The 16,232-nt window shown below is 58.2% G+C and carries 15 protein-coding genes; 10 read left to right on the top strand and 5 right to left on the bottom strand.

The annotated features are described in order from the left end of the window. Nucleotides 1–150: 150 nt before the first annotated feature. Together ybbP and ybbA are read right to left on the bottom strand one after the other, a co-directional pair. Nucleotides 151–2,565, bottom strand: a complete 2,415-nt coding sequence (gene ybbP, locus DSD31_RS19400) for a putative ABC transporter permease subunit YbbP (RefSeq protein WP_113991263.1) — start codon at nt 2,563–2,565, stop codon at nt 151–153. Next, nucleotides 2,562–3,248 carry a putative ABC transporter ATP-binding protein YbbA gene (ybbA, locus tag DSD31_RS19405; RefSeq protein WP_032716774.1) on the bottom strand — a complete coding sequence of 229 codons (687 nt, stop codon included), beginning with the start codon at nt 3,246–3,248 and terminating at the stop codon, nt 2,562–2,564. The genes ybbP and ybbA overlap by 4 nt, the downstream gene beginning before the upstream one ends. Between ybbA and tesA the strand changes: the two genes are divergently transcribed. From tesA to DSD31_RS19420, 3 genes are read left to right on the top strand one after another with little or no spacing between them, the layout of a single operon-like run. Continuing rightward, the gene (gene tesA, locus DSD31_RS19410) at nt 3,219–3,842 is read left to right on the top strand and encodes a multifunctional acyl-CoA thioesterase I/protease I/lysophospholipase L1 (protein WP_032689237.1); all 624 of its coding nucleotides are present in this window, start codon (nt 3,219–3,221) and stop codon (nt 3,840–3,842) included. The two genes, ybbA and tesA, sit on opposite strands and share 30 nt — an antisense overlap. After that, a complete protein-coding gene (locus DSD31_RS19415) occupies nt 3,832–4,641 on the top strand; it encodes an SDR family oxidoreductase (protein WP_160873212.1) in 810 nt (269 codons plus the stop codon). Before tesA ends, DSD31_RS19415 begins: the two co-directional genes overlap by 11 nt. Before the next feature lie 58 nt (nt 4,642–4,699). Beyond that, the gene (locus tag DSD31_RS19420) at nt 4,700–5,554 is read left to right on the top strand and encodes a co-chaperone YbbN (protein WP_004858849.1); all 855 of its coding nucleotides are present in this window, start codon (nt 4,700–4,702) and stop codon (nt 5,552–5,554) included. 113 nt (nt 5,555–5,667) lie between these two features. Here the strand turns inward: DSD31_RS19420 and fetB are convergent, their stop codons facing one another. Together fetB and fetA are read right to left on the bottom strand one after the other, a co-directional pair. Continuing rightward, entirely contained in the window at nt 5,668–6,450 is a 783-nt protein-coding gene (gene fetB, locus DSD31_RS19425) for an iron efflux ABC transporter permease subunit FetB (RefSeq protein ID WP_004858848.1), read from the bottom strand. Next, nucleotides 6,437–7,114, bottom strand: a complete 678-nt coding sequence (gene fetA / locus DSD31_RS19430) for an iron efflux ABC transporter ATP-binding subunit FetA (RefSeq protein WP_044346327.1) — start codon at nt 7,112–7,114, stop codon at nt 6,437–6,439. Before fetA ends, fetB begins: the two co-directional genes overlap by 14 nt. A 139-nt stretch (nt 7,115–7,253) precedes the next feature. Between fetA and DSD31_RS19435 the strand changes: the two genes are divergently transcribed. Together DSD31_RS19435 and DSD31_RS19440 are read left to right on the top strand one after the other, a co-directional pair. Beyond that, nucleotides 7,254–8,171 (top strand): SPFH domain-containing protein, encoded by a 918-nt coding sequence (locus tag DSD31_RS19435; protein ID WP_004858844.1) that lies wholly within the window; start codon nt 7,254–7,256, stop codon nt 8,169–8,171. Further along, a complete protein-coding gene (locus DSD31_RS19440; RefSeq protein ID WP_004858842.1) occupies nt 8,168–8,632 on the top strand; it encodes an NfeD family protein in 465 nt (154 codons plus the stop codon). The genes DSD31_RS19435 and DSD31_RS19440 overlap by 4 nt, the downstream gene beginning before the upstream one ends. On the opposite strand, the gene cueR is transcribed toward DSD31_RS19440, so the two are convergent. Continuing rightward, complete coding sequence (gene cueR, locus DSD31_RS19445; RefSeq protein ID WP_004858840.1) at nt 8,629–9,039, bottom strand: Cu(I)-responsive transcriptional regulator; 411 nt, start codon at nt 9,037–9,039, stop codon at nt 8,629–8,631. The two genes, DSD31_RS19440 and cueR, sit on opposite strands and share 4 nt — an antisense overlap. Before the next feature lie 292 nt (nt 9,040–9,331). Between cueR and DSD31_RS19450 the strand changes: the two genes are divergently transcribed. From DSD31_RS19450 to copA, 5 genes are all read left to right on the top strand, one after another. Then, nucleotides 9,332–10,726, top strand: coding sequence for an MFS transporter (locus DSD31_RS19450; RefSeq protein ID WP_004858838.1), 1,395 nt, complete (start codon nt 9,332–9,334; stop codon nt 10,724–10,726). Nucleotides 10,727–10,832: 106 nt separating this feature from the next. Next, nucleotides 10,833–11,864, top strand: a complete 1,032-nt coding sequence (locus tag DSD31_RS19455) for a LacI family DNA-binding transcriptional regulator (RefSeq protein WP_069476194.1) — start codon at nt 10,833–10,835, stop codon at nt 11,862–11,864. Next, nucleotides 11,839–12,858: a nucleoside hydrolase gene (locus DSD31_RS19460; protein ID WP_032724204.1), complete on the top strand. Its 1,020-nt coding sequence runs from the start codon at nt 11,839–11,841 to the stop codon at nt 12,856–12,858. The genes DSD31_RS19455 and DSD31_RS19460 overlap by 26 nt, the downstream gene beginning before the upstream one ends. 60 nt (nt 12,859–12,918) lie before the next feature. Next, a complete protein-coding gene (locus tag DSD31_RS19465) occupies nt 12,919–13,632 on the top strand; it encodes an MgtC/SapB family protein (RefSeq protein WP_004858832.1) in 714 nt (237 codons plus the stop codon). A gap of 93 nt (nt 13,633–13,725) precedes the next feature. Further along, nucleotides 13,726–16,227, top strand: coding sequence for a copper-exporting P-type ATPase CopA (copA, locus tag DSD31_RS19470; protein WP_104896847.1), 2,502 nt, complete (start codon nt 13,726–13,728; stop codon nt 16,225–16,227). Nucleotides 16,228–16,232: the final 5 nt, after the last annotated feature.

Here is a 16,232-nt window from a genome sequence, read left to right on the forward strand (position 1 = left end):
GTTTATTTCGCGATAGCGCGCGTATTTTGCCGGGCGGCGGCTGACGCCTTACCCGGCCTACGGTTCCAATATATCAACAGGCTCTATTTTCCCGTCGCTTCGGGCAAGCGCAGCGTCGCCAGGCGCTTGCCCGATGAGGTCTCCCTCCAGTCACTGGCTGAACTGGCGAAACAAGGCTTTGCCTTTTAACAGACGCAACCCCAGCCAGCCGCCGCATAACGACAACAGGAGCGCGCCGCACAGCGGTAACATCACCCACAGTCGCCAGTCCGGCGACCACGGAAAATCAAACACTTTGGTTTGTAGCATCGCCAAAGCCACCTCCGCGCCGATGGCCGCCACTATTCCGGAAACCACCCCCAGCAGCGCAAACTCCGCCCACAGCGTGGTACGCAACAGCGACTTTCCGGCCCCCAGCGTGCGCCAGACCACCAGCTCCTGATAGCGCTGGCGCATACCGACCTGAACCTGCGCCAGCAGCAGCAAAATGCCGCACGCGGTCACCAGCACCACCATCACCTCCAGCGCCCGACTGACCTGCGTCAACACCTGACCCACCTGACGGAGAATCGCGCCAATATCCAGCAGGCTGACGGTGGGGAATTCGCGGTTAAGCTGCGTCAACAGCGTATTGCCGTTATCCCAGCGGAAGCTGGTCAGCCAGCTCTGCGGCTGCTCGTCAAGCGCATTCGGCGGGAAGATAAAGAAGAAGTTTGGCCGCAGACTTTCCCAGTCAACTTTGCGTACGCTGGTGACCGTCGCGCTGAACTCCTGAGTATCGCCGGTAAAGGTCACGCTATCGCCGGTTTTGATCGCCAGCCGCTGCGCCAGTCCTTCCTCGATTGACACCTCTCCGGCTTTGGGCGGCCAGCTGCCGGCCACCAGCGGATTATGATCCGGCCGCTCGCTGCGCCAGGTCAAATTCAGCTCACGGTTCAACGCTTCGTCTTTATTGCTCTCCGCCGCCTGGCCGTTAATTTGCGTCAGGCGGGCGCGCACGATCGGGTAAAATTCGGTCGCCGTAACATGGTGTCCGGCGAGGAACGTTTTCACCGCAGCGACCTGCTCCGGCGCAATATTGATCAAGAAGTAATTGGGGCTTTCCGGCGGCAGCTGCTGCTGCCAGCGATCCAGCAGATCGCCGCGCAGCACCAGCAGCAGCGCCAGTAACATAAACGACAGCGAGAATGCCGCCAGCTGACTCAGGGTTGACCACGGCTGGCGCAGCAGACGGTTCACCGCCAGACGCAGCGGCAGCGCTTTCAGCGTCAACCGCTTCAGCATCCACAGCAGCCCCCAGCCCAACGCGCCGCACAGCAGCGCCAGCACCACGGCCCCGGCCAGTACCGCCCATAGCAGCGGGCTTCCGCCCATCAGCCAGGCCAGCAGAAGCACCACCACCGCACACACCAGCGGAATATAGAATTTCAGCGGCCAGACGTTGGCAACGATATCCTGACGCAGAACCCGCAGCGGCAGCGTTGCCAGCAGCAGGCGATAAGGTCGTAACCCCACCAGCAGCGAAATCACCACCATCGCGCCGATCGCCCACAGCCACGGCCAGCCGCTGGCCGGCGGTAAGGCCGCCGGTAGCACCGGTTTTAGCATCAGCAGCAGAATCTGCTCTAGCCCCACCCCCATCGCGCCGCCGGCCACCGCCGCCAGCGCCAGTAGCATCAGCCACTGCCCGACGATCAGCTTACGCAGCTGCGCGCGTCCGGCGCCCAGGGTTTTCAGGATCGCCACCAGATCATAGCGGCTGCGGCAGTAATGGCTCATTGCCACTGCCACCGCGGCCACCGCCAGTAACAGAGTCAGCAGCGCGGACAGCAGCAAAAACTGCTGCGAGCGTTCCAGCGATTTGCCTAAGGCGCTGTCGTCCTGCTGCAGGCCGATCCAGCGATGTTCAGGCCCCAGCTTCGGCAGGAGCCACTTTTCATAGTCCGCCAATTGCTGCGGGGTTCCGGCGTACTTATAGCGCCAGGAGACGCGGCTGCCGGGCTGTACCGCGCCGGTTTTCGCCACATCGGCGGTGTCCATCATCAGCCGCGGCGCCATCTGGAAAGGGTTGAAGCCGGCATCCGGCTCTTGTATCACCTCGCCAGCAATGCGCAGCGTGGCATCGCCGACATCGAGTGTATCGCCGATTTTTAAGTTCAGCAGCGCCATCAGGCGCGGAGCCAGCAGCACGCTTCCGGCCTGGGGTTTCAGGCCCGGCGGCTGCGTCTCCAGCTGACCGTAGAGCGGATAGGTATCGTCGACCGCCTTCACGTCCGCCAGCTGCGGCGTATCGCCGGCAAAGGTCATGGTGGCGAAGCTCAGCTGCTCTCCGACGGTGAGCCCGAGCCTGCGCGCCTCGTCAATCCACTCCGCAGGCACCTCGCGCGAGCTGCGCAGCGTCCGGTCCCCGGCCATAAATTCGCGGCTCTGCTGGCTGAGCCCCTTTTCCATTCGGTCGCCGATCGACCCCAGCGCCAGTACGCAGGCCACCGCCAGGCTCAGCGCCAGCCAGACTATCAGCAGCGAGGGCGAGCGCCATTCGCGCCAGAACCAACGGGCAATCATGCTTCCTCCCGCAGCTGGCCGTCCACCAGACGCAGCCGCCGATCGCAGCGCGCCGCCAGCAGCGGATCGTGGGTCACCAGAATCAGCGTGGTACCATGCTCTCGATTAAGGGAGAACAGCAGATCGGCAATTTTGTCGCCGGTATGGCGGTCAAGATTGCCGGTAGGCTCATCGGCAAACAGCAGCTCAGGCCGGCCGTTAAATGCGCGGGCGAGCGCCACCCGCTGCTGTTCGCCGCCGGAAAGCTGCGCCGGCAGATGATGGAGACGTTTCCCCAGCCCCAGCTGCTCCAGCAAAGCCCGGGCGCTGCCACGGCTTTGGTTATCGGTCTCACCGCGAAGCAGCGCCGGAAGCTCGACATTTTCCAGAGCATTAAGGGTTGGAATCAGCATAAATGACTGAAAGACAAAGCCGACATGTTTAGCACGCAGCCGCGCCCTCGCCTCTTCATCCATCGTATGCAGCGGCTGGCCGAGTAAGGAGACCTCGCCGCTGCTGCCGTCATCCAGCCCGGCAAGGATCGCCAGCAGGGTCGATTTCCCCGAACCCGACTCACCAATCAGGGCGATGGTCTGCGCCGGTTTGACAACCAGCTCAACTCCGGTAAGGATGGAAAGCTGATGCTCTCCCTGACCGACGGACTTCTTAAGATGATGAACTTCAAGTATGTTTTCCGCTGGCATTTGCCTTTCCTGTTTCTGATTTTTTTTGCCTGCCGCGCCATGGCCGCAGACAAGCTATTGGTTCTTGGCGATAGCCTGAGCGCCGGTTATCGCATGGCCGCCAGCGCCGCCTGGCCTGCGCTACTCAACGATAAGTGGCAGACCACAACGCCGGTCATCAACGCCAGCATCAGCGGCGACACCTCGCAGCAAGGACTGGCAAGACTCCCGGCGCTGCTCAAACAGCATCAGCCGCGCTGGGTGCTGGTCGAGCTGGGGGGCAACGACGGGCTGCGCGGCTTCCCGCCCCAGCAAACCGAGCAGACTCTGCGGACGGTGATTCAGGATATCAAAGCCGCCAACGCTCAGCCGTTGTTGATGCAAATTCGCCTGCCCGCGAACTATGGCCGTCGTTATAATGAAGCCTTCAGCGCCCTGTACCCGGCCCTGGCCAAAGAGTTTGATATTCCTCTGCTGCCCTTTTTTATGGAAGAGGTCTATCTGAAACCCCAGTGGATGCAGGATGATGGCATCCATCCCAATCGCGATGCCCAGCCTTTTATTGCCGACTGGATGGCAACCCGGCTGGCACCCTTAGTTAATCATGACTCCTGATCTTCAGGCGTCGCTTGCAGGTAAAGTTATGCAAAAATCGGTTTTAGTTACAGGCTGTTCCAGCGGTATTGGTCTTGAAAGCGCCCTCGATTTAAAACGCCAGGGCTTTAACGTCCTGGCCGCCTGCCGTAAAGCGGATGACGTGGCGCGGATGCAGGAGCTCGGGCTGACCGGTATTTTGCTGGACCTCGACGACCCGCAAAGCGTTGAACGCGCCGCTGCGGAGGTCATCGCCTTGACCAATAATCGCCTGTACGGGCTGTTTAATAATGCCGGATACGGCGTCTATGGCCCGCTCGCCACCATTAGCCGTCAACAGATGGAGGCGCAGTTTTCCGCCAACTTTTTTGGCGCACACCAGCTGACGATGTTACTTCTGCCGGCAATGGAGCCGCACGGCGAAGGGCGTATCGTCATGACCTCCTCGGTCATGGGGATCATCTCCAGCCCCGGTCGCGGCGCCTACGCGGCCAGCAAATATGCGCTGGAAGCCTGGTCCGATGCGCTGCGTATGGAGCTGCGCTATAGCGGCATTAAGGTCAGCCTGATTGAGCCCGGTCCTATCACCACCCGTTTTACCACCAACGTCAACCAAACCCAGCGCGATAAGCCGGTGGAGAATCCGGGTATCGCCGCACGCTTTACCCTCGGCCCGGAAGCGGTGGTGGAAAAAGTGCGCCATGCTTTTACCAGCGACAAACCGCAATTGCGCTATCCGGTGACCCTTGTCACCCACGCCGTGGCGCTGCTCAAACGCCTGCTGCCGACGCGACTGATGGACAAAATTATCCAGGGCTGAGTTGAAGCTCCGGCTGTCGCCCCCATGTATACCCAAAATCGACTAAAGAGATGCGCTCATGTCAGTACAGAATGTTATCAATATTACCGAAGCTAACCTGCACCAGACGCTGGAGCAATCCGTTACTGCGCCGGTGCTGTTTTATTTCTGGTCAGCGCGCAGCCAGCACTGCGAGCAGCTGACGCCGGTTCTGGAAGGGCTGGCTGCGCAATACAACGGGCAGTTCACGCTGGCGAAAGTGGACTGCGACGCTGAGCAGATGCTTGCCTCACAGTTTGGCCTGCGCTCAATCCCGACGGTTTATCTGTTCCAGAACGGCCAGCCGGTAGACGGTTTCGAAGGCCCGCAGCCGGAATCAGCCATCCGCGCGCTGCTGGATAAAGTCCTGCCCCGCGAAGAGGAGCTGAAAGCTCAGCAGGCGCTGGCGCTGATGCAGGAAGAAAAATATCTTGAGGCTCTGCCGCTGCTGAAAGACGCGTGGCAGATGTCGAACCAGGACAGCCAGATTGGCCTGCTGCTGGCGGAAACGCTGATCGCGCTGCAGCGTTCCGACGAAGCCGAAGCGGTGCTGAAAACCGTTCCGCTGCAGGATCAGGATACCCGCTATCAGGGGCTGGTCGCGCAGATTGAGCTGCTGAAACAGGCGGCCGATACGCCGGAAATTCAACAGCTGCAGCAGCAGGTTGAACAGCATCCAGAAGACGCCGCGCTGGCCGCTCAGCTCGCGCTGCAGCTGCATCAGGTTGGCCGTAACGAAGAAGCGCTGGCGCTGCTGTTCAGCCATTTGCAGAAGGATTTAGGCGCCGGAGATGGCCAGGTCCGCAAGATGTTGCAGGAGATCCTTGCCGCACTGGGTACCGGCGATGCCTTAGCGGCGAAGTACCGTCGCCAGCTCTATTCGCTGCTGTACTAATCCCCTTATCCGTCTTAGTCCCCCCGGTCGCGCAGCGCTGACCGGGGCCGAGGGCGGTACTGTCGGGTAGCCCGGAGAAGGCGCACGCGCCGCCATCCGGGGAACTATCTCGTTTATACGTGCTTTTTCAACTGCGTCACCACCAGCTGATGGCGGGCGTTAAAGAACTTCCGGTAGGTCAGATAGCCGGCGATAATCGTCGACAGACTGGCGGTGGAGAGCAGCATAAACGTCACCATTATCTGATACTTAATGGCCTTCACCGGATCAATCCCGGCAAAAATCAGCCCTGACATCATGCCGGGCAAACTCACCAGCCCCACCGTTTTAGCCGAATCAATGGTCGGGATCAGCGACGCGCGAATACTGTCGCGAATTAGCCCGGCAGCCGCCATTTTCGGCGTGGCGCCCAGGCTGAGCTTCTCCTGAATTTGCTGCTGCTCGCTGTTAAAGCGCTGTCCCATATTGTTGTAGCACAGCCCGACCGCCACCATCGCGTTTCCGGCCACCATCCCGGCGATCGGAATCACCTGCATCGGCACAAAAGCAATGGAGCCGGAGAAGACCAGCACCGCCAGGGTCAGCCCTGCGCCGGTGGTAATGGCGATAAACGATGAGATGAAGGCCTTATCGATATATTTGCTGCGCTTTTGCGCGTTCCACGCCGCGTTAAAGCAAATAAACAGCACCATAAGCAGCGTCAGCAGCGCGTGGTTAACGTTGAAGATATATTTCAGGACGTAGCCGACAATAATCAGCTGCACCACCGCCCGGCAGATACTCCAGACGATATCTTTTTCCAGCGCCAGTTTTTCCCGGTAGCTTACAATAATCGCCACCAGTACCAGCACCATCGAAAGCGCCAGTGATTCGTTAGTAATATTATGCCCGTTCATGAGACACCTCCTGAGCGTTGCCGCCGGCGGGCTGCAACGTAATCACCTCATCAGCATGGGCAATTTCATTGCGATCGTGGGTGACCCACAGCACCGCAATATTTTTTTCCGTCACATAACGATGAATAATATCGTTGACGTTGTGTTTATTACTTTCGTCCAGCGCGCTGGTAATTTCATCGAGCAACAATACCTGGGGCAAAAATTGCAAATTACGGATCAGCGAAACCCGCTGTTTTTCTCCCCCAGAAAGCTCATTGATTGATTTTTCCAGCGTATTTTCCGCAAGACCAAAGCGTTGTAAATCAGCAATCAGCGCTTTAGGATCCGGCTGCTGACGGCGAATCTGCCAGGGAAAAATCAGATTGTCATAGACCGAGTCACCAAACAGCGACGGGGTCTGCGCGCAGTAGGAGACCTGCTGGCGGTAGGTTTCCGGCGACAACGTCGTAATATCGCGTTCGGCAAAAAAAATCTGCCCGGAGGTGGGGCTCAGCAGCGAGGCGATAATTTTCAGCAAGGTGCTTTTTCCGCAGCCGGAAGGCCCGGTAATCAGCTTAAATTCTCCGGCCCGCAGCTGGAGGTTTATATTATTAAGTATGACCGTCTCGTCGACCTGAAAGCCAACATGCTCAAGACGCAAAATAGCGTTATTTTCCTTCATTATTGTTCCACTTTTTTCCCACAACCCAGCTAGTTTACTCCAGTTTCCTTTCGCCTGGATGAGGAGAAAGATATACTCAATTTAAACCTGCGTCATTTTTTCTGGCGCCTCATCAGGCAATAAAACAGGAGGTTTTTTGATGCTGATCTTTATCCCCGTACTCATTTTCGTCGCGCTGGTTGTCGTTATGGCGGGCGTTAAAATCGTCCCCCAGGGCTTCCAGTGGACCGTTGAGCGTTTCGGCCGCTACACCATGACGCTGCAGCCGGGTTTAAGCCTGGTGGTACCATTTATGGATCGCATTGGCCGTAAGATTAATATGATGGAGCAGGTGCTTGATATTCCCTCCCAGGAGGTTATTTCACGCGATAACGCCAACGTGACGATTGATGCAGTGTGCTTTATTCAGGTCATTGATGCGCCAAAAGCGGCTTATGAGGTCAGCAATTTACAGCAGGCGATCGTTAACCTGACGATGACCAACATTCGTACCGTTCTTGGCTCGATGGAACTTGACGAAATGCTCTCTCAGCGCGACAGCATTAACACCCGCCTGCTGCATATTGTCGACGAAGCAACGAACCCGTGGGGCGTCAAAATTACCCGCGTTGAAATTCGCGACGTGCGCCCGCCGGCTGAACTTATTGCCTCGATGAACGCCCAGATGAAAGCCGAACGAACCAAACGCGCCTATATTCTTGAAGCCGAAGGGATACGCCAGGCCGAAATTCTCAAAGCCGAAGGGGAAAAGCAGTCGCAGATCCTGAAAGCGGAAGGGGAACGCCAGTCGGCATTCTTACAGGCTGAGGCCCGCGAACGTTCTGCGGAAGCGGAAGCCCGCGCAACGCAGATGGTCTCGTCCGCTATCGCCTCCGGCGATATTCAGGCGATTAACTACTTTGTCGCCCAGAAATACACCGATGCGCTGCAGAAAATTGGTTCCGCCAATAACAGCAAAGTGGTGATGATGCCGCTCGATGCCAGCAGCCTGATGGGCTCCATCGCCGGTATCAGCGAGCTTATTAAAGAAGGTTCTGGCGAACGGAAAAAATCATGATCGCGCTCATTCTCGCCCATCCGCATATTTTCTGGCTGAGCCTCGGCGGGCTACTGCTGGCCGCCGAAATGCTGGGCGGCAACGGCTATCTGCTGTGGAGCGGCATCGCTGGCGTGGTCACCGGACTCCTCTCCTGGGCTCTGCCCTTCGGCTGGGAGTGGCAGGGCACGCTGTTCGCCGCGCTGACTTTGCTGGCCGCCTGGCTGTGGTCACACTGGCTGCGCAGACAGGTCGCGCGCCAGAAACCGGCCGACGCGCAGCTCAACCAGCGCGGCAAGCAGCTGGTCGGCCGCGTCTTCATGCTGGAAAGCCCGCTGATCAACGGCCATGGTCACGTGCGCGTCGGCGACAGCTCGTGGCCGGTGGTGGCCGATGAGGACCTTGCCGCAGGCAGCCACGTAGAGGTACTGGCCGTCGAAGGTATTACGCTGCGCGTGCGGGCCACCGCGCCACGCCGCTAAGCCTGCGTCTTGCGGTGACAGCAGCCGGAAAGGTTGTCGATAATTGGGCAATCGGCGCCGTCATCGCCGGGACAGGATTCCGCCAGCGCCAGCAGATGCCTGCGCATATTTTGCAATTCGCTGATATGGCGCTCAATATCCGCAACTTTATCCAGCGTTCTGCGCTTAACGTCCGCACTGTGCCGCGACGGATCGTTAAACAGAAAGATCAATTCGCGGCACTCCTCAAGATTAAAGCCGACCTGCCGCGCCTGGCGCAGTAAGGTCAGTTCATCCAGGTGTCGTTGACTGTAGCTGCGATAGCCGTTCTCACTACGCAGCGGCGGCGTGACCAGTCCCTTCTCTTCATAAAAGCGAATCGCTTTACTGGTTAAGCCGGTTTTTTTTGCCACATCGCTGATATTCACGAGTCCTCCGTCGATTGGCGCCTACAGAGCATCATTATAACCCACTTCCCTTCATCGCCTACCGGTGACGCCTCAGGAAACTCTCTTCCTTGCAGCGTAGCGCGTCCGGGGAATCATTTTCTGTAACAATTGCCTGTTATAAGTGATCGCTTTCGCAATCCTGACTCTTTCATCTTTTAATTCTACGCGGGTAGATCTATTAATTTACCGAAGAAATATAATATCTACGCGAGTAGAACATGAAGCGTTAAAACCTGCGGCTTTTGTCGACAGCTTACTTCAAGGAGTTCTTATGAACACGCATTCATCCTCTGTTCCCCTGACTGACGGCCAGCAGGCTGCCCAGGAGCGCATGGAAACCCCCGAAGGGCGCCGCGAATTCTGGCGAGCGACGTTTTCCTGCTGGTTAGGCACCACGATGGAATATGCCGATTTTGCCCTCTACGGGCTTGCCGCCGGCATTATCTTTGGCGATGTCTTTTTTCCGCAGGCTACCCCTGTCATGGCGCTTCTCTCCAGCTTTGCCGCCTATTCCGTTGGTTTTATTGCGCGCCCCATCGGCGCGCTGTTGTTTGGCTGGATAGGCGACCGGCACGGGCGGAAAATTGTCATGGTGATCACCATCGGCCTGATGGGATTCTCAACCATGCTAATCGGCTTAATTCCCAGCTACGCCCAGATTGGCGTATGGGCGCCGGTGTGCCTGGTTATTCTGCGATTCTCTCAAGGGCTGGGGGCCGGAGCAGAACTCTCAGGCGGCACCGTGATGCTCGGAGAATACGCCCCCGTGAAGCGCCGCGGGCTGGTCTCTTCCATTATCGCTCTCGGCTCCAACAGCGGCACTTTACTCGCCTCTCTGGTGTGGCTCGTCGTCTTACAAATGGACAAAGATGCGTTGCTCAGTTGGGGATGGCGCATCCCTTTCCTCAGCAGCATTCTCATCGCCGCGACGGCGCTGTTCATTCGCCGCCATATCCGTGAAACGCCGGTCTTTGAACGGCAAAAAGCGCTGCTCAAGGCCGAACGTGAAAAATCGCTGCGCCGCGGCCAGGTAATGAAACAACACGACACCCGTAGCTTCTGGCGACGCACCCGGGCGTTCTGGACGATGGTCGGCTTACGCATCGGCGAAAATGGCCCTTCCTACCTCGCCCAGGGCTTTATCATTGGCTATGTCGCCAAGGTTCTGATGGTTGATAAATCGGTCCCGACGGTGGCGGTGTTTATCGCCTCGATTCTGGGATTCGCCATTATTCCGCTGGCGGGCTGGCTTTCCGATCGCTTCGGTCGACGCATCATCTATCGTTGGTTCTGCCTGTTACTGATCCTGTACGCATTTCCGGCTTTTATGCTGCTCGACTCCCGTGAGCCGTGGATTGTTATCCCTACCATTATTACCGGCATGGGGCTCGCTTCGCTGGGTATTTTCGGTGTCCAGGCGGCCTGGGGCGTTGAGCTGTTTGGCGTGACTAACCGCTATACCAAAATGGCCTTCGCCAAAGAGCTGGGCTCGATTATGTCGGGCGGTACCGCGCCGCTGGTGGCCTCGGCGCTGCTCTCGTTCTACGGGCACTGGTGGCCTATCGCCGTCTATTTCTCGCTGATGGCCGCCATCGGTCTGGTGACCACCTTTTTCGCTCCGGAGACGCGCGGGCGCGATCTCAATTTACCTGAGGACGCGATTTGAGTACGGAGAACGGCGAGTGCGCGTGCGTTACCAAAGATTTTTGGCTGACAACGCCTTATGCTGTGCGGAAAAGAGAATGCTCTGAACTCAACCAGGTAGGTGCCCCGTGACCCAATCACATTCACAGCGCGTAACACGTTCCGATGTCGCAAAGGAGGCGGGAACATCTGTCGCGGTCGTGAGTTACGTTATTAATAACGGTCCTCGCCCCGTTGCTGAAGCGACCCGACAGCGCGTGCTGCAGGCGATTAAGAAAACCGGTTACCGGCCCAATGGTATCGCCCGCGCGCTGGCCTCGGGGAGCACGCAGACATACGGGCTTGTGGCCCCGGATATCTCAAACCCGTTTATTGCCTCCATGGCGCACGCCCTGCAGCGCGAAGCGTTTGCTGACGGTAAGGTGCTCCTGCTGGGGGATGCGGGAGATAACAGCGGACGAGAGCGTGAACTGATCAACAACATGCTCAATCGCCAGGTCGACGGCCTGATTTATACCAGCGTTGACCGGCACCCGTATATTGAGTTGATTGCAGAGAGCGGCACGCCCTGCGTGATGTTGGATCGCGTCGAAGCCGGATTAAACGTCAGCGTTATTCAGGTGGATGAACAGCTGGCGGCCTGGCAGGTGACGAAACATCTTATCGATCACGGCTACCGCGATATCGGCATCATCTGTGGTCCGCGTGAAATGCTCAACACCCAGGATCGTATTCGGGGATGGCAGTTAGCGCTGGAAGAAGCGTCGCTTGCGGTCACCCCTGGCTGGATTTTTTCGACCAATTACACGCGGGCAGGAGGCTATGAGGCGACAAAACGTATGCTGCAGGGTAAGCCGCCGCGCGCGCTGTTTGCCACCAATGAACAGCAGGCGCTGGGCTGCTTACGCGCATTGGCAGAGCACGGGCTGCGTGTGCCCCAGGATGTGGCGCTGGTCTGCTTTAACGCTACACAAGAATCGGCTTACAACGTCCCTTCCTTAACGGCCGTCCGCCAGCCCGTCGACAAAATGGCCCGGGCGGCGATCGACATGCTGAAAAACTGGGACGGCAAGGTTCGCCGCGTTGAATTTGAGTTTTATTTACGAGTGGGAGAGTCGTGTGGCTGCCAGGGACATGAAGTACAACCTGAGACAAGATGAAAATGAATCCATGCGCGTGATTATCGACTGCGACCCGGGGAACGGCGTTCCGGGCGCCAATATCGATGACGGCCTGGCGCTGGCGCTGGCGATTGCCGCCCCGCAAATCACCCTGGAAATGATCACCACCGTGGCAGGCAATACGCCGGTAGAAACCGGCTATGCCGTCGCCAAAGCCCTCGTCCGACAGTTGGATATCCCCGTTCCGGTCTACCGCGGCGCCGCCCGCGCCCTCAGAGAAGACCCGCAGCCCTGGCGCGAAAAACTCGATCGTGGCGTCGATCGCGCTGGCTTACGTCAGCTATGGTCGGACGTCCCTGCGCCGCCAACGTGTCAGGCCGCGCAGCCTTTGGCACCGCAGGCCATCGGTGAGCTGATCTGCAGCCATCCCGGCGAGATAACGCTGATTGCCACCGGGCCACTCACCAACGTGGCGATAGCGCTGCAACTCTATCCCGAAATCGTTCATACGGTTAAAAACATCGTGATCATGGGCGGGGTGTTCAACGTTGCTGGCTATATCAAAGACACCAATTTTGGTTTGGATCCTGAAGCGGCACACGCCGTACTCACCAGCGGCGCGCCTGTCACGCTGGTGCCGATGGATGTCACCACGAAAACGCAAATGCTTCATCGCGATCTGGATCGTCTGACTTCGGTAAAAAACGGGCTTAGCCGTTACCTGGCCCAGACTGTTCGCCCGTGGATCGCCTACTCGATGCAGACCCGCAACCTGCCCGGATGCTGGATCCATGATGTTGTAACCGTTGCCTGGTTGCTCGATCCGACGATGGCGACGACGACAGAAGATTACCTCGACGTCTCTCTGGAAGGCATCACTCGCGGTATGACCTGCCGCTACGGCCGCGACGGCCTGCGCCTGGACGTAGGGGTTCCCGAGCCGCAAGGCGCGACAGTACGCATCCTCGAAAGTATCGATAACACCCATCTTCTGGCGCTGCTCGAACACTATATTCACCGTTACCGCACCTAGCATTCCGGCACAGGCAAGAGGAATACCATGGCTTCGCGGGCAGGGTTTTGCGGAGGAAAAATGAATACGTTGGCGGTTATCTTATCTGGCGAGGGAGAATCTGTTTTCATTACGCTATGCAAAATTGGCGTGGCTTTTATTCTCGGCGGCATCATCGGTCTGGAGAGAGAATCAAAAGGTAAACCGGTTGGCTTTAAAACCTGCGTGATTATTTCCGTAGCCAGCTGCGTCCTGACGATTGTCTCGATCCAGTCAGCGGAGTATTACGCTGAGATCTCCGCCAATATCCGTAGCGATCCGATGCGCCTGGCGGCGCAGATCATCAGCGGCGTCGGGTTTCTCGGTGCGGGCGTGATCCTCCACCGCCATGACGATGCGATTTCCGGGCTGACGACAGCGGCAATCGTATGGGCTTCCGCAGGGGTAGGCATTACCAGCGGCGCCGGTTTTTATCTGCATGCTCTTCTCGCCACCGGATTATTTCTGCTGGCGATCAAGCTCAGCTATTGCGTCATTTTTTTACAAACTAAAAATCAGTCACCCGGTAAAGTAAAAATCCGCATTATTCTTGATGAAAAATCCGGCTTAGAAACGCTAATAGCGAGTATTACGCAGCAAAAAAATATTATCGAAACCATCACCATTCGTGATTTAAAAAAGGGAAAAATAGAGGTCAACCTCAAGATGGTGGTGAGAAAAAAAATGACCCTACCCGAACTGTACAGCAGCCTTTCCTCTCTGGAACATGTCTGCGCGATTGCGCTGGAACACTAAACACGCCGTCGCAAATAAACACCTTGACCTTCCCCTTGCTGGAAGGTTTAACCTTTATCACAGTCAGTCATCCCTGTCATAAAGGAGTGTGTTATGTCTCAAACCATCGACCTGGCCCTGGACGGTTTGTCCTGCGGTCACTGCGTCAAACGCGTAAAAGAAAGCCTCGAACAGCGCCCGGACGTTGATCTGGCTGAAGTCACCGTCACCGAAGCACACGTGACCGGTAGCGCCAGTGCAGAAGCGCTTATCGAAACGATCAAGCAGGCCGGTTACGGCGCAGAGTTAAGCCACCCAAAGGCTAAACCGCTGGCGGAGTCATCAATCCCGTCGGAAGCGCTGACAGCGGTCTCTTCTGAGCTTCCGGCAGCGACGGCTGATGATGAAAGCCAACAGCTGCTGTTAAGCGGCATGAGCTGCGCCAGCTGTGTTTCCCGGGTACAAAACGCGCTGCAAAGCGTACCGGGCGTCACGCAGGCACGGGTAAATCTTGCGGAACGCACTGCGCTGGTTATGGGCAGCGCGTCCGCCGCAGAATTAGTTCAGGCGGTGGAGAAGGCAGGCTACGGTGCCGAAGCGATCGAAGATGATCTGCAACGCCGCGAACGCCAGCAGGAAACCGCTATCGCCACCATGAAACGCTTCCGCTGGCAGGCGATTGTTGCCCTGCTGGTGGGGGTGCCGGTCATGGTCTGGGGAATGATCGGTGACAATATGATGGTCAGCGATGATAACCGTTCCCTGTGGCTGGTTATCGGGCTTGTCACTCTCGCGGTGATGGTCTTCGCCGGCGGCCATTTCTATCGCAGCGCATGGAAAAGCCTGAAAAACGGTACCGCCACCATGGATACGCTGGTGGCGCTGGGAACCGGCGTAGCATGGCTCTATTCCATGAGCGTCAACCTGTGGCCGCAGTGGTTCCCGATGGAGGCTCGCCATCTCTACTATGAAGCCAGCGCAATGATTATCGGCTTAATTAACCTCGGCCATATGCTGGAAGCCCGCGCCCGTCAGCGCTCCTCAAAAGCACTGGAAAAACTGCTCGATCTGACGCCGCCCTCGGCGCGAGTGGTCAGCGAAGAGGGGGAAAAAAGCGTGCCGCTGGCCGACGTTCAGCCGGGGATGACCCTGCGCCTGACTACCGGCGACCGGGTTCCGGTTGACGGCGTAATAAGCCAGGGCGAAGCCTGGCTGGATGAGGCGATGCTGACCGGAGAACCTATTCCCCAACAAAAAACGGATGGCGACACGCTGCATGCCGGCACCGTGGTCCAGGACGGCAGCGTTCTGTTTACCGCCAGCGCCGTCGGCAGCCAGACGACGCTTGCTCGTATCATCCGCATGGTGCGCCAGGCGCAAAGCAGCAAACCGGAAATCGGCCAGCTGGCGGATAAAATCTCCGCCGTATTCGTGCCGGCCGTGGTGGTTATCGCCCTGTTCAGTGCGGCAATCTGGTACTTCTTCGGGCCGGCGCCGCAAATTGTCTATACCCTGGTGATCGCCACCACGGTGCTGATTATCGCCTGTCCCTGTGCGCTGGGTCTGGCGACGCCGATGTCGATTATCTCCGGCGTGGGTCGCGCGGCGGAATATGGCGTGCTGGTTCGCGATGCGGATGCGCTGCAGCGCGCCAGCCAGCTCGATACCATCGTCTTTGATAAAACGGGCACCCTGACCGAAGGTAAACCGCAGGTTGTAGCGGTAAAAACCTTTGCCGATGTTGATGAGTCCACCGCGCTACGTCTTGCGGCGGCACTGGAGCAAGGCTCCAGTCACCCGCTGGCGCGGGCGATCATCGAGAAAGCCGCCGATAGCCAGCTGCCGGTAGTCAACAACTTCCGCACCCTGCGCGGGCTCGGCGTCAGCGGCGAGGCCGAAGGCCATACTCTGCTGCTCGGTAACCAGGCGCTGCTCAATGAGCAAAAGATTGCCACCGCCGCCGTCGAAAACGAGATCGCCGCCCAGGCATCACAAGGGACAACGCCGGTGCTGCTGGCGATCGATGGTCAGGTCGCGGCACTGTTCGCTATTCGCGACCCGCTGCGTAGCGATAGCGTCGCTGCGCTGGCTCGCCTGCATCGCCAGGGTTATCGTCTGGTGATGCTGACCGGGGATAACCCCACGACCGCCAACGCGATTGCCAAAGAAGCAGGCATCGACGAAGTGATCGCCGGCGTGCTGCCGGACGGTAAAGCTGACGCTATCAAGCGCCTGCAAAGCCAGGGGCATCAGGTGGCGATGGTCGGTGACGGCATCAACGACGCGCCGGCGCTGGCCCAGGCCGACGTCGGGATTGCGATGGGCGGTGGGAGCGATGTAGCCATTGAGACGGCAGCCATCACCCTGATGCGTCATAGTCTGAACGGCGTGGCGGATGCGCTGGCAATTTCAAAAGCCACGCTGCGCAACATGAAACAGAACCTGCTGGGGGCCTTTGTGTACAACTCGCTGGGGATCCCTATCGCCGCCGGGATCTTATGGCCGCTGACCGGAACGTTGCTTAACCCGGTGGTAGCCGGGGCCGCTATGGCGCTCTCTTCCATTACCGTGGTCAGCAACGCAAACCGGCTGCTGCGCTTTAAACCGAAAGACTAGATGTT

Source organism: Klebsiella sp. X13, assembly GCF_003323835.1.
Classification (GTDB): Bacteria; Pseudomonadota; Gammaproteobacteria; order Enterobacterales; family Enterobacteriaceae; genus Klebsiella; species Klebsiella ornithinolytica.

Excerpts from the sequence above, each read along its gene's own strand:
- ybbP (WP_113991263.1), bottom strand. The coding sequence starts at position 2,565 with ATGATTGCCCGTTGGTTCTGGCGCGAATGGCGCTCGCCCTCGCTGCTG.
- tesA (WP_032689237.1), top strand. The coding sequence starts at position 3,219 with ATGAACTTCAAGTATGTTTTCCGCTGGCATTTGCCTTTCCTGTTTCTG.
- ybbA (WP_032716774.1), bottom strand. The coding sequence starts at position 3,248 with ATGCCAGCGGAAAACATACTTGAAGTTCATCATCTTAAGAAGTCCGTC.
- DSD31_RS19415 (WP_160873212.1), top strand. The coding sequence starts at position 3,832 with ATGACTCCTGATCTTCAGGCGTCGCTTGCAGGTAAAGTTATGCAAAAA.
- DSD31_RS19420 (WP_004858849.1), top strand. The coding sequence starts at position 4,700 with ATGTCAGTACAGAATGTTATCAATATTACCGAAGCTAACCTGCACCAG.
- fetB (WP_004858848.1), bottom strand. The coding sequence starts at position 6,450 with ATGAACGGGCATAATATTACTAACGAATCACTGGCGCTTTCGATGGTG.
- fetA (WP_044346327.1), bottom strand. The coding sequence starts at position 7,114 with ATGAAGGAAAATAACGCTATTTTGCGTCTTGAGCATGTTGGCTTTCAG.
- DSD31_RS19435 (WP_004858844.1), top strand. The coding sequence starts at position 7,254 with ATGCTGATCTTTATCCCCGTACTCATTTTCGTCGCGCTGGTTGTCGTT.
- DSD31_RS19440 (WP_004858842.1), top strand. The coding sequence starts at position 8,168 with ATGATCGCGCTCATTCTCGCCCATCCGCATATTTTCTGGCTGAGCCTC.
- DSD31_RS19450 (WP_004858838.1), top strand. The coding sequence starts at position 9,332 with ATGAACACGCATTCATCCTCTGTTCCCCTGACTGACGGCCAGCAGGCT.
- DSD31_RS19460 (WP_032724204.1), top strand. The coding sequence starts at position 11,839 with ATGAAGTACAACCTGAGACAAGATGAAAATGAATCCATGCGCGTGATT.
- DSD31_RS19465 (WP_004858832.1), top strand. The coding sequence starts at position 12,919 with ATGAATACGTTGGCGGTTATCTTATCTGGCGAGGGAGAATCTGTTTTC.
- copA (WP_104896847.1), top strand. The coding sequence starts at position 13,726 with ATGTCTCAAACCATCGACCTGGCCCTGGACGGTTTGTCCTGCGGTCAC.